At 70.1% G+C, this 17,915-nt stretch carries 17 protein-coding genes and 1 pseudogene; 10 read left to right on the forward strand and 8 right to left on the reverse strand.

Annotated elements, in window-relative coordinates:
* Window positions 1–5: 5 nt before the first annotated feature.
* The 5 genes from QHF84_RS35710 to QHF84_RS35730 all read left to right on the forward strand — a co-directional run bounded on the left by QHF84_RS35710 (window position 6) and on the right by QHF84_RS35730 (window position 6,389).
* The gene (locus tag QHF84_RS35710; protein WP_281317998.1) at window positions 6–797 is read left to right on the forward strand and encodes a thioesterase family protein; all 792 of its coding nucleotides are present in this window, start codon (window positions 6–8) and stop codon (window positions 795–797) included.
* 103 nt (window positions 798–900) lie between these two features.
* Window positions 901–2,292 carry a Stp1/IreP family PP2C-type Ser/Thr phosphatase gene (locus tag QHF84_RS35715; RefSeq protein WP_281317999.1) on the forward strand — a complete coding sequence of 464 codons (1,392 nt, stop codon included), beginning with the start codon at window positions 901–903 and terminating at the stop codon, window positions 2,290–2,292.
* 98 nt (window positions 2,293–2,390) lie between these two features.
* Window positions 2,391–3,974 (forward strand): hypothetical protein, encoded by a 1,584-nt coding sequence (locus tag QHF84_RS35720; RefSeq protein WP_281318000.1) that lies wholly within the window; start codon window positions 2,391–2,393, stop codon window positions 3,972–3,974.
* 62 nt (window positions 3,975–4,036) lie between these two features.
* Window positions 4,037–5,398, forward strand: a complete 1,362-nt coding sequence (locus QHF84_RS35725; protein WP_281318001.1) for a hypothetical protein — start codon at window positions 4,037–4,039, stop codon at window positions 5,396–5,398.
* A 43-nt stretch (window positions 5,399–5,441) separates the two neighbouring features.
* On the forward strand, window positions 5,442–6,389 hold the full coding sequence (locus tag QHF84_RS35730) for an RluA family pseudouridine synthase (RefSeq protein WP_281318002.1): 948 nt from the start codon (window positions 5,442–5,444) through the stop codon (window positions 6,387–6,389).
* A gap of 10 nt (window positions 6,390–6,399) precedes the next feature.
* On the opposite strand, the gene QHF84_RS35735 is transcribed toward QHF84_RS35730, so the two are convergent.
* From QHF84_RS35735 to QHF84_RS35745, 3 genes are all read right to left on the reverse strand, one after another.
* Window positions 6,400–6,918 (reverse strand): hypothetical protein, encoded by a 519-nt coding sequence (locus QHF84_RS35735; RefSeq protein ID WP_281318003.1) that lies wholly within the window; start codon window positions 6,916–6,918, stop codon window positions 6,400–6,402.
* Between the two features lie 37 nt (window positions 6,919–6,955).
* Entirely contained in the window at window positions 6,956–8,818 is a 1,863-nt protein-coding gene (locus QHF84_RS35740; RefSeq protein WP_281318004.1) for a hypothetical protein, read from the reverse strand.
* Between the two features lie 65 nt (window positions 8,819–8,883).
* Window positions 8,884–9,231, reverse strand: a complete 348-nt coding sequence (locus tag QHF84_RS35745) for an SPW repeat protein (RefSeq protein ID WP_281318005.1) — start codon at window positions 9,229–9,231, stop codon at window positions 8,884–8,886.
* A 33-nt stretch (window positions 9,232–9,264) separates the two neighbouring features.
* On the opposite strand from QHF84_RS35745, the gene QHF84_RS35750 reads away from it, so the two are divergent.
* Complete coding sequence (locus QHF84_RS35750; protein ID WP_281318006.1) at window positions 9,265–9,594, forward strand: hypothetical protein; 330 nt, start codon at window positions 9,265–9,267, stop codon at window positions 9,592–9,594.
* Here the strand turns inward: QHF84_RS35750 and QHF84_RS35755 are convergent.
* Window positions 9,578–10,456 carry a Rieske 2Fe-2S domain-containing protein gene (locus QHF84_RS35755; RefSeq protein WP_281318007.1) on the reverse strand — a complete coding sequence of 293 codons (879 nt, stop codon included), beginning with the start codon at window positions 10,454–10,456 and terminating at the stop codon, window positions 9,578–9,580. The two genes, QHF84_RS35750 and QHF84_RS35755, sit on opposite strands and share 17 nt — an antisense overlap.
* Window positions 10,457–10,617: 161 nt before the next feature.
* Between QHF84_RS35755 and QHF84_RS35760 the strand changes: the two genes are divergently transcribed.
* From QHF84_RS35760 to QHF84_RS35770, 3 genes are all read left to right on the forward strand, one after another.
* Window positions 10,618–11,280: a hypothetical protein gene (locus tag QHF84_RS35760; RefSeq protein WP_281318008.1), complete on the forward strand. Its 663-nt coding sequence runs from the start codon at window positions 10,618–10,620 to the stop codon at window positions 11,278–11,280.
* Window positions 11,277–11,684, forward strand: coding sequence for a hypothetical protein (locus tag QHF84_RS35765; RefSeq protein ID WP_281318009.1), 408 nt, complete (start codon window positions 11,277–11,279; stop codon window positions 11,682–11,684). Before QHF84_RS35760 ends, QHF84_RS35765 begins: the two co-directional genes overlap by 4 nt.
* A 188-nt stretch (window positions 11,685–11,872) precedes the next feature.
* A complete protein-coding gene (locus QHF84_RS35770; RefSeq protein ID WP_281318010.1) occupies window positions 11,873–12,712 on the forward strand; it encodes an STAS domain-containing protein in 840 nt (279 codons plus the stop codon).
* Window positions 12,713–12,792: 80 nt separating this feature from the next.
* Here the strand turns inward: QHF84_RS35770 and QHF84_RS35775 are convergent, their stop codons facing one another.
* Window positions 12,793–15,399 (reverse strand): AAA family ATPase, encoded by a 2,607-nt coding sequence (locus QHF84_RS35775; protein ID WP_281318011.1) that lies wholly within the window; start codon window positions 15,397–15,399, stop codon window positions 12,793–12,795.
* A 101-nt stretch (window positions 15,400–15,500) separates the two neighbouring features.
* On the opposite strand from QHF84_RS35775, the gene QHF84_RS35780 reads away from it, so the two are divergent.
* Entirely contained in the window at window positions 15,501–16,262 is a 762-nt protein-coding gene (locus QHF84_RS35780) for a hypothetical protein (protein WP_281318012.1), read from the forward strand.
* On the opposite strand, the pseudogene QHF84_RS50300 reads toward QHF84_RS35780, so the two are convergent.
* The 3 genes and pseudogenes from QHF84_RS50300 to QHF84_RS35790 form a co-directional block, all read right to left on the reverse strand.
* A pseudogene (locus tag QHF84_RS50300) lies at window positions 16,248–16,583 on the reverse strand (redoxin domain-containing protein); the annotation flags it as partial. The gene QHF84_RS35780 and the pseudogene QHF84_RS50300 sit on opposite strands and share 15 nt — an antisense overlap.
* A gap of 12 nt (window positions 16,584–16,595) precedes the next feature.
* The gene (locus tag QHF84_RS50305) at window positions 16,596–16,817 is read right to left on the reverse strand and encodes a hypothetical protein (protein ID WP_348652911.1); all 222 of its coding nucleotides are present in this window, start codon (window positions 16,815–16,817) and stop codon (window positions 16,596–16,598) included.
* Window positions 16,818–16,868: 51 nt separating this feature from the next.
* Window positions 16,869–17,816 (reverse strand): AgmX/PglI C-terminal domain-containing protein, encoded by a 948-nt coding sequence (locus QHF84_RS35790; RefSeq protein ID WP_281318014.1) that lies wholly within the window; start codon window positions 17,814–17,816, stop codon window positions 16,869–16,871.
* Between the last annotated feature and the right edge of the window lie 99 nt (window positions 17,817–17,915).

Genomic DNA, 17,915 nt, shown 5'->3' on the forward strand with positions numbered 1-17,915 from the left:
ATCCCATGGTTGATTTCGTCGCTCTTACGACCCCGCGCCTCGTCGCGCCGGGACGATATTCCCTCGACGTCCCCGATGGCTGGCAGCAGGGGCGCGGCGCGTTTGGAGGGTTTTCCCTCGCCGTGCTCGTGCGGGCCCTCGAAGCGGCCGAGGACGACGCGGCAAGGCCGCTGCGCACTCTGACGGCCGAGCTTTGCGGCCCGCTGATGCCCGGCCCCGCGGAAGTCCTGGTCGAGGTCCTGCGCCGTGGCTCGGGCATGACCACCGTGGCCGCGCGCGTGGTGCAAGAAGGATCCGTCATCACGCACGCCGTCGGCATTCTCGCAAAAATGCGCGCCGATTCCACGGCGCTCCGCGAGATCGCTCCGCCTCGGCTCACCCCGTGGAACGACGTCGCGCCCATGCCGTCGGGGGAATGGCCGACGTTCGCGAAGTTTTTCGAGTATCGCGTGACGGGCCCGCTGCCTTTTTCGAGGCATTCGTCGCCGGTCGCGGAGACCTGGGTGCGCCTGCGCCCGCCGTGCCCCAAGCTCGACGCCGCGTATCTCACGGCGCTCGCGGACGCGACCTGGCCCGCGGCGTTTTCCATCATGCCCGAGCCGCGCCCCGTCGGCACCGTCTCGTTCACGCTCCAGCTCTTTCCGCCGTTCGACGTCGTGAATCCCGACGCGCCGCTGTTTCATCGCGGCCAGGTGCTCGTCGCGGCCGACGGATACTCCGTCGAACAGCGAGAGCTCTGGACCGAGGACGGCCGGCTCCTTTCGCTGAACCACCAGACCATCGCAACGATTCGTTGACATACGTCGCGCCCCCGGGGCGGCGGATGGTCGCTCACCAGGCCTCGGGCGAACCGGGCAGGGGGTGGTGGGCGCTCGACTCCCCGTGGTAGCCTCGCGCCCGATGGCGCTGTCCGAAAATATCCAGTTCTACGCCGCGACGGACGTAGGCCGCGTACGTGATCACAACGAGGACAACTTCCTCGTCGACAAGAAGCTCGCGCTCTCCATCGTCGCGGATGGCATGGGCGGGCATGCGGCCGGCGAAGTGGCGAGCGCGCTCGCGGTGCGGATCATCCACGAGGAGGTCAAGAAGCACAAGGACGTCGTCGAGAAGTACGCGCGCGAGGGCGTGAGCGGTCGGGCAGGCGCCAAGGAGATCCTCGCGATGCTGGAGCTCGCCGTGCAGCGAGCCTGCGCGAAGATCCACGACGAAGCCAAACAAGACGCGAACAAACGCGGCATGGGCACGACGCTGTCGGCCCTCCTGATCGTGGCCTCGCACGGCTTCATCGCGCACGTCGGCGACAGCCGCATCTACCTCCTGCGCGGCGGGAAGGTGCAGCAAATCACCGAGGATCACACGGTCTACAACGAGCTCATCAAGCGCGGAAAGCTCACGCGTGATCAGATCGAGAAGGTCGCGCAGAAGAACGCGATCACGCGCGCCGTCGGCGTCTACGAGCGCGTCGAGGTCGACACGCTGACCATCGAGGTGCTGCCTGGCGATCAGTTCCTCCTCGCCTCGGACGGCCTGCATGGATACATCGCGCACACGGCGGAGCTCGAGCCGTATTTCGAGGAGGCCGACGGCGAGACGGCGACGCGCGAGCTCATCGATCTCGCGAACCGGAAGGGCGGCAAGGACAACATCACCGCGATCCTGGTTCGCCTCGGGGCCGGCGACAAACAGGACGATACGCGCGCGCGGCGGCTGCACCTCAAGCGCGAGGTGCTCGCGAAGATGCCGCTCTTCTCGCGCCTGTCCGAGCGCGAGATGCTCCGGATCATGCAGGTCGCGGACGTGGTCTCCTACGACGTCGATCAGGTCGTCGTGCAGGAGGGCGATCGCGGCGACGAGCTCTTCATCGTGCTCTCGGGCCAGGTGCGCATCAGCCGCGGCGAGACGGTGCTGAACGAGTTCGGCCCGGGTGAGCACTTCGGCGAGATGGCCCTGATCCGCGCGATGCCGCGATCGGCCACGGTGACCGCGATCGAGCCGAGTGAGCTCATCGTGCTGCATCGAAACGACTTCTTCGAGATCCTGCGCAAGGAGCACGAGCTCGCGGTGAAGCTGCTCTGGCAGTTCCTCGGCGTGCTCGCGGACCGGCTCGATCAGACCTCGCGTGATCTCAGCTCGGCGCGCGAGGAGCTCAACGCGGAGGACATCACGGACGCGATCTTCCCGGACGAGATCGAGCCGGGGCCGGACGACGCGCCCATCACCGAGCCGCGTCCCCGCGACAGCTTCCTCCCCGAGCCCCCCTCGGACCCATCGCCCCTCCCCGGGGCCTGAGAAGGGCCGCGCCGCCTGGGGCATACGGGTTTCCTGGTAGTTCCAATTGACACGTTCGCCCCAGCGCCGGTAGCGTCCGTCCAACGGAAAGGTCTGCCATGGAAGGCGCAACGTTCTGCGATCGCAAGGGCAATGGTTTTCGCCTCGGGCGGCGGGGCCTGGGATCGCCTGTCTCGCTCGCTCTCGTGGCGGCAATCGCGTCGTCGCTCGTGACGACCGGCGCGCGCGCGGACGAACCGCGCAGCGCCACCGAGCCGCGCGTGATGCAGGAGCCCGGCGAGGTGGTGAACGTGATCGACGCCTTCGACGAGGGCGATCCGTTCGACATCGCGATCAGCCTCGGCTTCCAGTACTCGACGAAGAGCGCGAAGGTCCTGCGCGAGACGAACATCTTCGGGCCAGGCCTCACGTCGGGCGGGTTCACCTCGAACCTGATGAACGTGGCGCAGTTCAGCGAGCAGACCTCGCGCCTGATCCCGCGCGTCGACATCGGCCTCTACAAGGATCTCGCGCTCTACCTCCGCGCGCCGATCATCCTGAACAACTCGCGCGAGCTCACGGGCCTCGACGGCAGTGATCGCGTGCAGAGCGTGGTGCTCGCGGGCGCGCCGGGCGAGCAGCTCTTCAGCCTGCCGTTCAACTCGCCCGATCGCAGCGGCCTCGAGTACCTCGCGGTCGGCCTCGACACGAGCGCGTTCATGAACCAGGCGCGCGATCGCACGAAGCCCACGCTGCTCTTCGGCGTCGAGGGGCGCTTCTCGCTCGGCACGCCGATGCACGCGTGCAACCCCGACGCGCCTTCGGGGCAGGTGCAGTGCGCGCATCCGTCGGACATCAACCGCAACGGGCAGGCGGACGGCGGCCTCGAGGGCTTCGACGTCTCCGAGCGCGAGGCCGGCGTCACGCGCGGCACGATCGGGCTTGAGGTGCACACGCTCGTCTCGAAGCGCATCAAGTACCTGGAGCCGTACGGCGGCTTCTCGGCGCTCTTCGAGTTCCAGCAGGAGGACTCGGATTACGGCCTCACGGATCTCGAAGGCTCGCTCGTGAACCGTCCGCCGATCCGCGGCACGATGACGCTCGGGCTCATGATCATCCCGTGGGAGAACCGCGAGAAGTTCGGTCGGCTCACCTTCGATCTGCGCGTGCAGGGCACGTACACGTCGGAGGGCCGCGACTACTCGGAGATCTTCGACGCGCTCGGCGCGAGCACGGCGAGCTCGCTGCGCCAGCCGCAGTGGGCGAAGTACCGGCGCAACCCGAACTACGACGAGAACGCGCCGGCGGGCATGCGGGAGCCGATCTCGATCATCGACGAGGGCTCGCAGAAGACCTACGTGACGGGTCTGACCGACGTGCAGCAATACGCGTCGATCCGCGGGCAGGCGTCGGTGACGTGGCAGGCGAGCGAGTACGTGAAGTTCAACCTGGGCTTCGGGTTCACGCACGATCAGAAGCACGGGATCACCGGCGATCAGCCGTGCAACCCGACGTTCAAGGACGACATCGGGCAGTCGGGCCCGTGCAAGAGCGGCAACGAGCTCAACGTCGGCGAGTTCGTCTCCGCCACGGGTATTCCGAACCCGAACTATCGGCCCACCATCAACGCGGTCGGGAGGCGGTTCTGGGTGAGCGACAGCAACACCTTCGACGTCTTCGCGAGCGGCGTGGTGATGTTCTGAGAGGCGGCCGCGCGGCTCGGCTCCTGGGGATCGTCGGGGCGCTAAGCTCCGCGAGCCCCGCCTTGGCCGAGCCCCCGCGGACGAACGGCACGGCGAGCGCGAGCGCGGAGCCCTCGCGCGCTTCCGCCGTCCTGTTTCCCACGAAGATCCGGCGGCGTCCGGGGAGCACGGGCGAGCCGGGCGAAGGCGCGGAGCTCGTGCCGATCGCGGGGCAGCTCGACGCGCTGCTCGCGGACGCGGCGCAGGATCTCGGGCTCGTGCTGGACCTCGATCAGCGAGGCGCGGCGCCCGACGACGAGGCCGAGCTCGTGGCGCTCTCGAGCTCGCTCGGAGGCACGCTGATCGTGCCGAGCGTGCAGGCGCGGGACAGCGAGATCGAGCTTCGGATCGTGCTCGCGGAGGCATCGTCGCCCGAGCTTCGGGTGCGGATCGAGCGGGTGCGCCGCGACGAGCTTTCGGTGCGCGCGGTCGTGATGCTGAGGGATCTCGTGATGGGGCTGCGCTCGCAGCCGGCGCGGCGCGTCGAGCCGCGGCGCGCGCCCGAGGGGACGTTGACGTACCCCGCGAAGAGCGCGGGACGCACGGCGCTCGCGGTGAACGCGACGCTCTTCGGCGGGGTGCTCGGGTATTCGATCCAGCGGGCGAGCGGGTCGGAGGATCCGCGGCTTTTGTATCCGCTGCTCGCGGTCGGCGCGGGCGGCGGGCTCGTGATGTCGGTCCTCGCCGCGGAGGAGTGGGACGTCAGCGTCGGATCCGCGTGGTTCGTCGCGTCGGGCGCGTGGTGGCCGACGATCGCGGGGCACCTGATCTACGCGGGCCGGTTCGGCACGGCGTGGGCGGAGGGCGAGCAGTGGACGGCGGGGCTCGTGGCGGGAACGACGGGGCTCGCGGTCTCGACGCTGGGGCTCGCGCTGCGCGGGATGTCGGAGGGCGGGGCGCTGCTCGCGCATACGGGCGGCGGGCTCGGGCTCGTGCTCGGGGGCGTGACGGAGGGGCTCGTGCGGGGCAACGTGGACAGCTTCCCGATCACGGGGATGGGGTACGGCGCGGGGCTCGGCTGGCTCGCGGCGGCGGCGCTGGCGGTGCACTGGCGGCCCCCGGCGAACCGGGTGGTGGGGCTGGATCTCGGGGCGCTGCTCGGCGGGCTCGGCGGCGCGGCGCTCGGCAGCCCGCTTTTGCTCGACGGGCCGAACGAGACGCAGCAGCGGGTCTGGATCGGGATGACGGGCGGCATGACGCTCGCAGGGGCCGCGATCGGGTGGTTCATGACGAAGCCGAAGGCGGAAGCGCCGGAGAAACAGCGCAAGCAGGCGCACGGAGAGCTCTCGGGGACGCTGCCGGTCTTCGGGGTGATCGGGCAGAGCCAGGTGGGAGATCGGCGCGCGCCCGTCGTGGGGCTATCGTGGAGCGGGACGTTGCGCTAGAGCAGCGAGCGTTCGTCGCAGGCGGCGGACATCACGGAAGACCATGAAGATCACGGTGAACGAGGCGCAGGCGGGGGTTCGTTTGGACAAGCTCCTGCTCGAGGTGATGCCGACGCTCGGGCGAGCGGGGGCGAAGCGGCTGTTCGAGGCCGGCAAGGTGCGGCTGCACGAGGGCGGAGGCGAGCGCGGGCGCAGGGTATCGAAGGGGGACGTGGCGCGCGCGGGGGACGTGGTCTCGGTCGAGCTCGAGCCGGCGTCGCTCGCGGGCGGCGCAGTGCCGGACGCGGAGGCGCCGCTCACGGTGGTGTTCGAGACGAGCCAGGTGGTCGTCCTCGACAAACCTGCGGGGCAACCGACGGCGCCGCTCGAGCCGGGGGAGCGGGGGACGCTCGCGAACGCGCTCGTTTCGCGGTACCCGGAGTGCGCGGGGATCGGCTTTTCGGCGCGGGAGCCGGGGCTGTGCCATCGGCTCGACACGGAGACGAGCGGGCTCGTGCTGGCGGCGCGGACGCGGGAGGCGTTCGAGGTGCTGACGGCGGCGATCAAGGAAGAGCGCCTCGACAAACGGTATTTGCTGGTCTGCGCGGCGAAAAATTTGCCGGAGACGGGGACGATCGAGATTCCGCTGGCGCCGCACCCGAAGGATCGGCGTCGGGTCTATCCGTGCGTGCACCCGCGCGACGTGGAGCGGTATGCGCCGCGGCCGGCGCACACGACGTACCGGAAGCTGTCGGAGCGGGGAGAATGGGCGCTCGTGGAGGCGCGGGCCGGGAAGGCGACGCGGCATCAGATCCGGGCGCATTTCGCGGCGATCGGGCATCCGCTCGCGGGGGATACGCTTTACGGCGGGCAAAACGTGCCGGGGCTTTCGCGGCATGCATTGCATGCGTCGCGGATCGCGTGGGGCGGGGATGCGAAGGTGCCGGCGTTCACGGCGAGCTCGCCGCTACCGGGGGACATTGCGGGGATCGTGGGGGAGGAGGGGGGCTGAGGCGGCCTTTTCAGAGCCCCTTCGGCCTCGGGACCTCTTTCTCCCGCTTCCGGATCCTCGCCGCCACCTGCTCCGCCGCCGCCATCATCTCCTGCGTCGGAATCACCGCATCGCGCGGCCTCGGCATCCCGTAGCCCACCTCGTACGACTCCGTCTGGATCGGCGGCGGCGGTTTGCCCGTTCCTTTCGGGCCGATTCCCACCGAGAAGAAGATCTCGCCTCTTTGCAGCTCCACCCAGACCACGGATTCGTTCGTCGGGTAGAAGTTCACCACCTTCCACCCATTCACCTCGGTCCCTACCGTGAGCCCGTCCAGCAATGCGACGAGCGCCGGATCGGGCGGCGCCGGGGCCGGGCCGAACGCGTCGGGCGGCGCGGGGACCAGGGCTTCCGCGGAACCGGCGGGGGGTGTTGGCGCGTTCGAGCTGCTGCTTTGCGCGGTCACCAGGAAGCCGAGCACGCCGAGCAGGAGCGCGGCGGCGGCGATCCGGGCGAACAGGCGAGGGGATTTTTCGGAAGGGGCGGTCACGGGCGCCCTCGAAGGAAGCGGGAAAACCTGCCCGGCGTCAAGCCGCGCGACCGTCCTCGGAGGCCGCGACGACCTGGGCCGACCGCCGAATGCCCGACCGCTCCTCCGACGCCTTGCGACCCTCGCGCAAGAGGCCCACGAGCCGCGTGACGAGGTCGGCCGTCATCCACGCCGTCGGCAAGCGCGGGACGAGCGTGATCGCCCGTTCCGTCGGCCGCTTTCCGCGCTGCGATCGGCCTTGCTGCGCGATCGCCTCCACCGACTCCTCGCACGCCGTTCCCGTCGTCACGCGGAGCAGCACCTCGGGCGAGCGCAACGTCGAGCCCGCGGCCGGCGTGAGCACGACGCCGACCTCGAGCCCGGAAAAACCCGGGAGCGGTGAGCGCGGGACCACGGCGAGCCGCAGCTCGTCGGCCTTCGCGCTGCCCTCGGGCACCCGGATGCGCGGGACGATGCGGACCTCTTCGCCGGCCTTTTTCGTCGCTTTGCGGACGCGCTTGGCGACGTCGCGCAGGAGCGGCGCGGCCGAGGCGACCGGGTCGGGCGGCAATTCCGCCAGCCGGCCCGTGCAGAAGAGCGCGAGCAGGGCCACGGCGTCGTAGGCGAAGAGCTCGGCGTGGTACATCGAGGTAGCCGAGACGAAATACACGGCCGCGCCGAGGAGGAGCAGGCCGAGCGCGAAGAGGGCTTTTCCGGCGCGGGTGGAGACGTCGAGCAGGCCTTCCTGCGCGGAGGGACGCGCGGCGCGGGCGAAGGCCTCTTCCTCGGAGATGGGTAGCCACGTGCCCGGGCCGCGCAGCGAGGAGGCGCGGATCCAGCGCGGGGCCCGGAACGCGGCGAACGCCGAGGCGAGCGCGACGAGGAGCGCGCCCGCCGTGCCCGTGGACAAGGTGAGCTGCAAGGCGAGGCCCCCGACGAGCGCGAGGCCCGCGCCCGTCGCCCGCACGAAGAGCGGGGCCGGAATCAAGGGACGAGGCTCGGCGCCGGCCGCGCGCGCGGCGCGCTCGACCTCGCGGGTCTTCCAGGCGACGAGCAGGGCGTACAGGACAAACGCGAGGCCCCCGCCGAGGAGCACGAACATGCGGCGATCCGGTGCGAGCGCGGCCGGGACCGGGGACGCGGCGGTGGTGGGCTCGGCTTTCGGCGTCGTGACGTCGAGGGCGCGGGCGTCGAAGCGGACGAGCCAGGTGACGGGCTCGGCTTTCGGCGCGTACGGCCGCAAAAGTTCGAGCTCGTCGCGGCCCGTGGCCCGGCGGACAGTGGAGAGGACCGAGGGCGGCGCGGCGGATTCGCTCGTGGGATCGGCGGCGACGCCGGCCTCGTCGGGGCGCGGCTCGGTCGGGCCGGCGGGCAGGACGAAGGTGGCGCGCGCGGAGTCGAAGCCGTCTTCCCACGCGAGCCCGGTCCAGCGGAGCCGGGCCATGGAGCCGTCGCGCTGCACGAGGCCGCGGCGGAAGAGCTCGGTGCGGTACCGGACGAACACCACGAAGACGCCGCGCGACAAACCCTTGTCCGCGTCGAAGCGAATGCGCATGGCCGAGGGGCTCGGCTGGCCGTCCTCGCGCGGGCGGCTCGGCGGCGGCAGCATTTCCGTGGTGACGGGTACGGCCGAGGCGAGCGAGTTCGTGGCGGCGTCGCGGCCCGGGACCACGTAGCCGTCGGGCTCGGGCACGGCGTCGGCGTCGACGCCTTTCAGGTCGATCGATTTGAGCGGCCCGCCGGAGACGCGCAGCGTGATCTTGTGCTCGACGCGGGCCGAGCCGTCCTTGTTCACGTCGACCCGGACGTCGTCGCCCGCGACGTGCACGTCGACCCAGCCGAGGGCGGACGAAGGCCGCGTGACGAGGCCGAGGACGAGGCCGGAGGCCACGAGCCAAGGCCGGGCGACACGGATGGACATGGCCGTGACCTCCCACGGGGCGAGGTCACGGGCCAAGTTCTGGGTGTCGCCCCGCCGGTCCGGCGTCAGCTCAGGTCGCCGGGTCCCGTGGTCGTGGTGGTGGTGGTGCGCGTGATGGGTCGGCTCGGGAGGAAGGCGAAGACCGCGACGGCGATGCCGACCACGATGTCGTTCGCGATGGCCCTTCCGCCGAAGTAACCGAGGACGAACGGCGCGATGATCAGCCACATGCCGAGCACGACGTTCACGAAACGCGCTTTTGGCGCCCAGAGGGCCACGATCGCCGAGGCCACGATCAGGATGCCGAGCAGGCGGTCATTGTTCACCGCGTAGGCGTCGACGTATCCGAGCACCGCCGGGGCGATGAGTAGCCAGATACCGAGTACGACATTGATCCATCGGGGCCATGTCATGGTGTTCTCCTCGGGCGATTGGTTTTACGCGGCGTGCCGCTTCTCGGCCTCCTGCTCGTGCCGCATTCCCTGTTCGTGATACCGCCGAGCCTCGATCGCGTGCCGGATAGCCTCGGCCTCGTTTCCCCGCTCGTGCTGCTCCGCGGCCATTCGATGGTGCACGGCTGCGTTCTCGAAGTGCTCGGCGGCCTTTCGATGGTGATCGGCCACGCTTTCGGTACGGATCATTCCTTGCTCCGTGGGCGATTCGTGCCGCGAGGCGGCGTCCCCGACGATCCGATGCAAACAAAAGGCCCAGCCGCGGCGGACGAACTCGGCTGCGGCTGGGACATGGGTTCGAGCAATTTTACGAAGCACCATTGAGGCCCGATTTCCGGACCTCGATCTTGCCGTCGCGCACGCGCGTCTCGTAATGGGGCTCCGAGTCGGTCGCGGGGCCGACCATCACACGGCCGTCGCGCAGCCGGAACTGCGAGCCGTGACAGGCGCACACGACACGCTCGCCGTCGAGGCGGCCCGCGCTGAGCGAGCAGCCGAGGTGCGTGCACGTATCGCCGATCGCGTGGACGCGGCCGTTCGCGCGGGCGAGCAGGATCGGCGCGCCCTCGGCCACGACGCGGCGGAGCTGCCCTTCGACGAGCTCGTCATTGCGCAGCACCGGCACGAAGCCCGAGGGCCCGCCTTGCTCGAAGGCCCGGTGGCTCACGCCGATCCCATAATGGTACGACATGACCCCGCCGAGCCACGCGCTGCCGAGCACGACGCCGAAACCCGCCGTGGACGCGGCGATGCCCGCCCCGCGCCGCCCATTCTTGCGCAGGAGCAGCGAGATGCCGAAGAGGCTGGCCGCGATCGTGTTCAGCGCCGCGTGCACGAAGCCCACGCGCCGCGGTTTGCCGTCGAGGTAACTCCAGTCCGCGAGCCCCGCCATCGCCGCCACGCCCGCGGCCGCTAGACCGAAGGCGTGCGCGGTGAAGGCCGCGTCTGCGAGCGACTTCTTCCGCCGCCCGAGCCCGGCGATGTCCAGGACGACCCCCGTCGCCCACGCGCCGACCGGGAAATCGGTGAGCGCCGCGTGGAGCGGGTGCCCGAGCCACGTCCCGTCGAGCGTCGTCCGGAGCTCCGGGCGTTTTTGCAGGACCGCCTGGACCGGCCGGTGCACGGCCTCAGCGAGTGTATCGACGCTCGTTCGATTCTCGACCGTCGTGAGCAGCGACGTCGCCATCCGGTTCCCCTTTCGTGCTTCGGGGGCCACTCCCCCCGAACACGCCTCGCTGTGCAATCGCCGCGCCGGCCATGACGTTCGTGCCCTGCCTTCCGGGCCGCCGAGCACGAGCGTGATCGCGATTTCGTGAGGGGCATGTCCGTTGCTATGGTCGACGGGCCATGCCATTCACCCGATTTTTGCTTCCTTTCCTCGCGCTCGCGACCGGATGTGCCCAGGGCTCGTCCGGCGCGCTCGGCCAGACCGACACGACCGCGGCTTGCCCCCCGAGCGAGCTCGTCTGCGCCGTCGCCGGCATCGACGCCCCCATCGCCAAGGGCGCCACCTTGCCGATCCAGGTCTCCGTGACCTCCGAGGGCGCGGCCACGCCGCCGCTCTCGTTCGTCTCGGCAAACCCGGCGGTTTTCAAGATCGACGACGCCCGCATCCACGCCCTTTCGCCCGGGCTCGCCTCGATGCTCATCACAACCGAGGGTGAGCTTGTCGTCGACTTTCTACACGTCTGGGTCGCGGAAGCGGACGCGTTGCGTTTGCACCGCGTGACCACCGGAGGCCTCCAGACCTCGCCTTTGCCCGCCGCGATGGAGATGCTCGTCGGCGACGAGCTCACCCTCGTCGCGTCGCCGCACCTCGGCCCGCAGCGGCTGCTCGGTGAGCTCGACGCGCAGTTCGAAGCCGATCCTGCGGTGGTCCTGATGCTCGACGAGGGCGTGGCCGGCAGCCGGCGTATCGTCGCCAAGGCCGCGGGCGAGACGAACGTCACCGTCAAGGCGCTCGACATCGAGGTCGCGGTCGCGCTGACCGTGCTGGAGGTGAAGCCGTGAGCCCTCGCGCCGCCCTCCTGCTCCTCGCCGCCGCCGCGCTCGCCGCGGGCTGCGAACCCACGCTCACCGCGCTCACCGTCGCGCCGCCGACCGCGGTCGCCGAGTGTGACGACGCCGCGAAGGACGTGCGCCTCTCGGAAGGCATCGCGCTCGCGATCGAGTGCACCTACCAGGGCAGCCCCTGCGAGGACGCGACCATGAGCTCGAGTGATCCGGACGTCGTGCGCGTCATGCCCGGCTTCGTGGATCTGCTCGCGCCGGGCGACGCCTACCAGCGGTATCCCGCCGACGTGCCGCGCTCCGTGTTCATCTTCGTCGGGGGCAAGCCCGGCGACGCCACGGTCACCCTCACGTCGACCGATGCCAATGCGACGGTCGACGTCAAGGTGCTCCCGCTTCCCTGAAGACCTGCCCGGGGGTGCCGTGGCTTCGGCCGTTGCCTCCCGTTTTTCGCCGGATTTCCGCCCTCCCGGGACGCGGTTCTCGGCGGATTCTGGGGAAGCACAATTTCACGCGCCGCCGGCTCAGGTGGAACTTGATGCTGGAGGGCATCTTCCCGTATGTAGGAGGGACGCATCGGAGACCATCGGGGATGACGGACACAACCGACGAGTCGGTAGTGGTGGAGGGGAAGCGGATCGAGCGCGTCCTGGAGGCGCTTTCGCTCGCTTCCGTCGGGGCCTTCGACGAGGCCATCGGGCTCTCCGGCGCGCTGACAGAGGACCGCTTCGGGGCGCTCGAAGAGAGCCTGCTCGTGCTTTTGCGGGAGCTCAAGCAGACCCGCGAAGAGCACGACAAGGCGATGAGTGATCTCGAGGCGTCGCGGCGCGATCTCGAGGAGCAGCTCGCCACCGTGGAGCGGCAGCGCATCGCGATCCGCGAGCTCAGCGTGCCCATCATCGACGTGTGGGACGACGTGCTCACGTTGCCGCTCGTCGGCGCGATCGACAGCGCGCGCGCCGCCGAGATGACCGAGAAGCTCTTGCAGCGGATCGCGGATCGCGGCGCGGAGTACGTGATCATCGATCTGACGGGCGTCGACGTGGTCGACACGATGACGGCCGCGCACCTCGTGCGATTGACGCACGCGGCGAAGCTGCTCGGCGCGAAGTGCGTGCTCACGGGCGTGCGTCCCGACGTGGCGCGTACGCTCGTGGAGATCGGCGTGCACCTCGGCGGGCTCATGACGCTCCGCACGCTGAAGGACGGCCTGCGCGCCTGCCTCAACATGCGCGAGGCCGACCGCATCAGCCTGCGCAAGAAGCCCGGCGAAGGCGACAAGGACAAGAAGGCGCAGGCCTCGAAGGACGAAGGTCAAGACCGCGCGATGAGCCGCGGCGAACGCCGCCAGCGGCCGCCGCGGCCGGAAGCTTCGTCGAGCCCGTCGACGGCGCCGTTGTCGCTGCCGGTGTCCGAGGACGTCGGGGTGTAGCGGCGGGGCGATTCGTTCGTCTTCGAACGAATTTCTCAGGAAAGCCCTTCTCCCCGGCGGGAGAAGGGCTTTCGTGCTTCTCAAGCGCCCGTCGCGAGCTCCGCGGCGGCCTCGTCCACGGCGTCGACGATGATCTGCCCTCGATCGACCGAGAGCAGCGCGACCGCGCCCGAAGGCAGCTCGCCGCGCAGGATCATCTCGGCGATCGGCGCCTCGACGTGGCGCATGATCGCGCGCTTCATCGGGCGCGCGCCGAGCCCTTCGTCGAAGCCTCCCTCGGCGATGAGCACGTCGAGCACGGCCGGCTCCACGTCGAGCCGGATGCCCTTTTCTTCGAGCCCGCGGCCGAGCCCCGCGAGCAACCTCCGCGCGACCTCCTTCACCTCGGCCTTGCCGAGCGGGCCGAAGACGAGCACCTCGTCGATGCGGTTGTAGAGCTCCGGCGGCAGGGCTCCGCGCGCGGCGGCGAGCATCGTGGATTCGAGCTTGTCCGGTGAAACCTGCGTCGCGCCGCGGGAAAACCCGACCGAACGTTCGCTCTTCAGGGCCCCGGCCTCGGCCGCGCCGAGGTTCGAGGTCATCACGATGACCGTGTTCGTGAAATCGACCCGCCGGCCGCGGCCGTCGGTCATGCGGCCCTCGTCGAAGACCTGGAGGAAAGTTTCGAGCACGTCGCGGTGCGCTTTTTCGATCTCGTCGAGCAAGATCACCTGGTAGGCGCGGCGGCGCACGGCCTCCGTGAGCTGACCGCCGGCCTCGTGCCCGACGTACCCGGGCGGCGCGCCGATGAGCCGGGCCGTCGCGTGCGCCTCGCTGTACTCGGAGAGGTCGAGCCGCGTCATCGCGTCGGCCGAATGGAAGAGCGCCTCGGCGATGGCCTTTGCGGTCTCCGTCTTGCCGACGCCCGTCGGGCCGAGCAGGAGGAACGTGCCGAGCGGCCGATCCGCGCGAATGCCCGCGGCATTGCGGCGGAGGACCCTCGCAATGCGGGCGAGCGGCGCCGTGTGGCCGACGACCCGATCGGCGAGCAGTTTTTCCAAATTGAGCATTCGCTCCCGATCGGTCTCGAGCAGCCGCTCCTCGGGGATGTCCGCGAGGCTCGCGAGGACCTCGGCGACCTCGGGCGGGCCGACCGGCGGGAGTTTTCCGGCTCCGGCGCGCCTGCGGGCGCGGGCGCCCGCGAGGTCGAGGATGCCGATCGCCTTGTCGGGCAAGGCGCGGCCCGGCAGATAACGTACGGACCAGGAGACCGCGGAGGCGATCGATTCGTCCGTGTATCCGAGCCCGTGGTGGGCGCCGAGGCCCTGACAAACCTGTTTGCAGAGGAGGAAGGCCGATTCCTCGTCCGGCTCCTCGATTTCGACGACGGAGAAGCGCCGCGCGAGGGCGGGGTCGGGCTCGAAGGTGCGCCGGTGCTCCTCGGGCGTCGTGGCGCCGACGAGGCGGAGGTCGCCGCGGGCGAGGGCGAGCTTGATCTCGGCCGTGGCCTCGTCGAGGCCGCCGGAGAAGAGCTCGTGGATCTCGTCGACGAAGAGGATGACGGCGCGCCCCTCCTCGCGAATCTCTCGCAAAATGGCGTTCATGCGCTCGGCGAGCGCGCCGCGCGTGCCGGTGCCGGCGACGAGCTCGGAGACCGCGACCTCGACGAAGAGCCGCGCCGCGGACGGATCCCGATCGGCCTCGCGGGCGAGGCGCTCGGCGATGCCCCGCGCGACCGAGGTTTTTCCGACGCCGGCCGGACCGACGAGCAGGCAGCTATTCTGGTTTTTCTTGGCCAGGATGTCGAGCGCCGCGTCGACCTCGGCGTCGCGGCCGATCACCGGATCGATTTCCCCGAGGCAAGCCGCGAGCGTGAGGTTTTTCCCGAGCGCCGCGAGCGCAGGCGTCTTCGCCCGATCGAGCGCGAGCGGATGCCCTTCCGGGATCGTGGGCCCGGCGGCGGCAGGGTTTTCCCGCGCCTTGGTTTTTCGGTCCTTCTCGGCCGGCTTCGCGGGCGCAGGCGCGGGGAGCGGGATCGGCGTCGCGGTCGTGATGGCCTGCGGCGGGGGCGGCGAGGGCGTGGCCGCCTGCGGCACCGTTTGCGTCTTCGTGGGCGGACGTTGCTCCTGGCCGAGCCGACCCGGCGGCGGGAACAACGGGACCGTCACGCCCGTGCCCGTCGGCCGCTTCGGGGGCATCGGCGCGGGTTTGTCGAGGTCGATCCGCGTCGGCGTACGCGGCGCCGGCCGGGGCTCGGCCTCCGTGGCCTTTCCGCCCGCCGTTTGCGTCATGCGCCGGGCCGCGACGACCCCGAGCGAGAGCTGCATGGCCGCCGTGCGCAGCCTTCCCGTATCCACGCCGGCCTGCACGAGGGCGCGGTGGGCGGCGGAGCTGCGGTCCGCGAGCAGGGCGAGGAGCAGGTGCAGGGCGTTCGGCTCGCCGAGAGGCGCGCGTTTGCCGAGCTCGCGGGCCGCGACGGCGGCGCGGGCGAGGGGATCGGGCGTGTCCTCGTCGAAGGATCGACCTGCCTTGAGGAGCGCATCCGCTTCGAGGCGCCGCTCGCGGAGCAGCTCGCCGGCCTGGCCATCACGCGAAGCGATGGCGGCGAGGAGGTGAACGCTCGTCGGGCGCTCCTTGCGCGCAGCGGCCAGATCCTGGGCGAGCTTGCGCAGCGTGACGAGCTCGGCCTGCGAGCGGGGGATCGTCATGATGGGGAGGGGGGTCTCACGGACGCGGGGCGTGGGACAAGTTTTCGGCCGGGGACGTGGCGGGGCCTTCGTGTAGGATGGGCCGAGGAGAGCACCCATCCGTGACGACACGACGTATCGCCCTTCTTTTTCTGGCAACGCTTGGGCTCCTCATCTCCCGCGAGGCGCGGGCCGACCTCATCAACCCCGGGGAGAAGCGCGTCGACTACACGTTCGAGCTGGAGAATGCCTCGCAGTTCCCCGACTACGTGTTCCTTGCGCACCCGTACACGACGTCTTTCGGCGCGCCCATGCCCGAGCTCGGCGTGCTCGGCGGGTTGCCGCTGATGGTGGGGAAGTATGTCCAGCCCGTCGTGTATGCGATGAAAAAGTCCGATTTCGAGGCGTCTTCGCTGCGCAAGCTCGAGGGTGCGGCCCTCGAAGCGTTTTTCGCGGAGGGAAAGGGGCTCATTTCGTCAGGGCTCACGATCCGGCCGGAGCATTTCGTGCCCGACCGCTGGCCCGTGAAGGGCATGCACGACGTCGCCCGGGTCGAGAAGCTCGAAGCCGGCGTGTTCGTCGCCAAGCTCGCGAAGGTCGTCTACTTCATGGACGACGGCAAGCGCGTGTCGGTCGATTACCCGGCCGATGGAAAGCGGCCCTTTCCGCCTGGCCTCACGCCGACCCCGCCCCGGGACGAGACGCCTCCGACGAGCGCGACCGCCGATCCCGCCGAGACCACGCCGGTCGCGCCCGCGCATGCGCCGAGCGGCTGCGGCGGGTGCGCGGTGCGAGGCGAGGAGGGCGCCGCGGGTTTCGTGTTCCTGCTCGGCGTGCTCGCGGCGTTTCGAGCGCGGAGGCGCGGCGGCTCAATCGCGTCGTGATTCGGCGAGCGCGCGGTCGACGATATCGAGCAGCTCGGCGGTGCTCGGTCGGTCGGCCATGCTCTCGCCGATCTGCCGGAAGAAGATCCTACCATCCGGCAGGATGACGAAGGTCGAAGGGACCGCGATGTCCTGGCCCTGCATGGCGACGCCGTACGCGAGCGCGGTCTTCAAGCCGTCGTCCCGCAAGAGCGGGTAATGCACGTCGAGTTTTTCGGCGAGCGCGCGCGATTCCTCCTCGGTATCGACGCTGATCGCCGCGAGGCCCACGCCGAGCCTGCGGAATCGGTCATTCATTCTTGCCAGCTCCCCGAGCTGGCTACGACAGTACGGTCACCAGTGGCCGCGGTAAAACACCACGACCGCGGGGCCTTTCTGGGTGAGGCTCGCCAGGGTGACGGTCTCGCCCGTGTGTGACGGGAGCGAGAATGCGGGCGCCGGGGCCGAGGTCGGAAGCGCAGGTCCACGCGTCTTCAGGTTGCAGCCGGCAGCGACGGCGAGGGCCGCGATGCCGAGAAAGAACAGGCGGCGCGAAGCGCGGATCGGCGCGGACATGGCCTCGGAGCATACAGGGGCAAGCCCGAGACGACAAGCCCTGGAAAAACGTCAGAAGCCGCCGCCGGTGGCCGTGCCCGTGGGCAGCGGACGCTTGGGCGTGGGGGAGGGGGACGGCGTGGGCGCGGCGGACGCGGCGGCCTCGCGCTTGACGATGAACTCGACCAGCGTATCGCACCGGCCGGAGCTCGCCCCGCCGGTCTCGTCGAGGCAGGAGACGACGAGCGCGCGGCCCGGGGTCACCTCGGTGACGAGCAACGTCGAGACCCAGGTTTGTCCGTCGACGACCGTGGACCATCCGGGTTTTTCGGCGATCGTCGGCTTGCCGCGCGTCCTGCGCATCTTCGGCGATTGCTGCTCGAATCCGGTCAGGATCGCGTCGGCGAATTTCTCGTCCACGGCGCGCACGGGCATGTCCGTGACCTTGAGCGTTTGCTTGTCGCAGACGATCGAGACCGTGCGAATGCCGTCTTTCTCCTCGGCGCTCTTCTTGCAATTGCTCATTGCATCGCCGGTGCCCGGGGAGAACATGAGCGGATAGACGACCTTGACCACGCCGCCTTCGGGCGCGGGGAACGTCAACGTCTCGACGGCCGCGAGGACGCATTTGACGACGTCCGGATCGGGCAGGGTCGCCGGCGTTTCCTCGCCGATGGAGGCGACTTTGCCGTCCTTGCCGATGACGAACTTGGCTGCGATGCGGCCTTCGAGGTTCGGGTTCTTTTGCAGGCCTGCCTCGTAGCAAGCCCGGAGCGCTTTGAAGTTGCCGCGGATGACCTTCTGGATTTCGGCCGGCTCGAGCTTCCCCGCCGGGGCGTCGAGCGCGCCGATCACGTTCGTTTCCTTGTTTGCGGGCTCGGCCTTGGCCTCGGGCGCGGGGGGCGCCTCGGCGGGCGGGGCTTTCGCCTCCGGGTTCGGCGGCGCGTCGGCCGGCGGCGTGGCGCCGGCGCAGCCGACGAGCAGGAGGGCGAGGGACGAGGGCCAAAAGGCGCGGAGCATCGGCGCGGATGCTAGGAGGCACGCCGGGGTGCGTCAAGGCGACCCCAGGAATGGCCAATGCAAACCCTTCCCGTCGGTCGCGATTTTCCACGAACCGGC

This window comes from Polyangium sp. y55x31 (assembly GCF_029946505.1).
GTDB lineage: Bacteria > Myxococcota_A > Polyangia > Polyangiales > Polyangiaceae > Polyangium.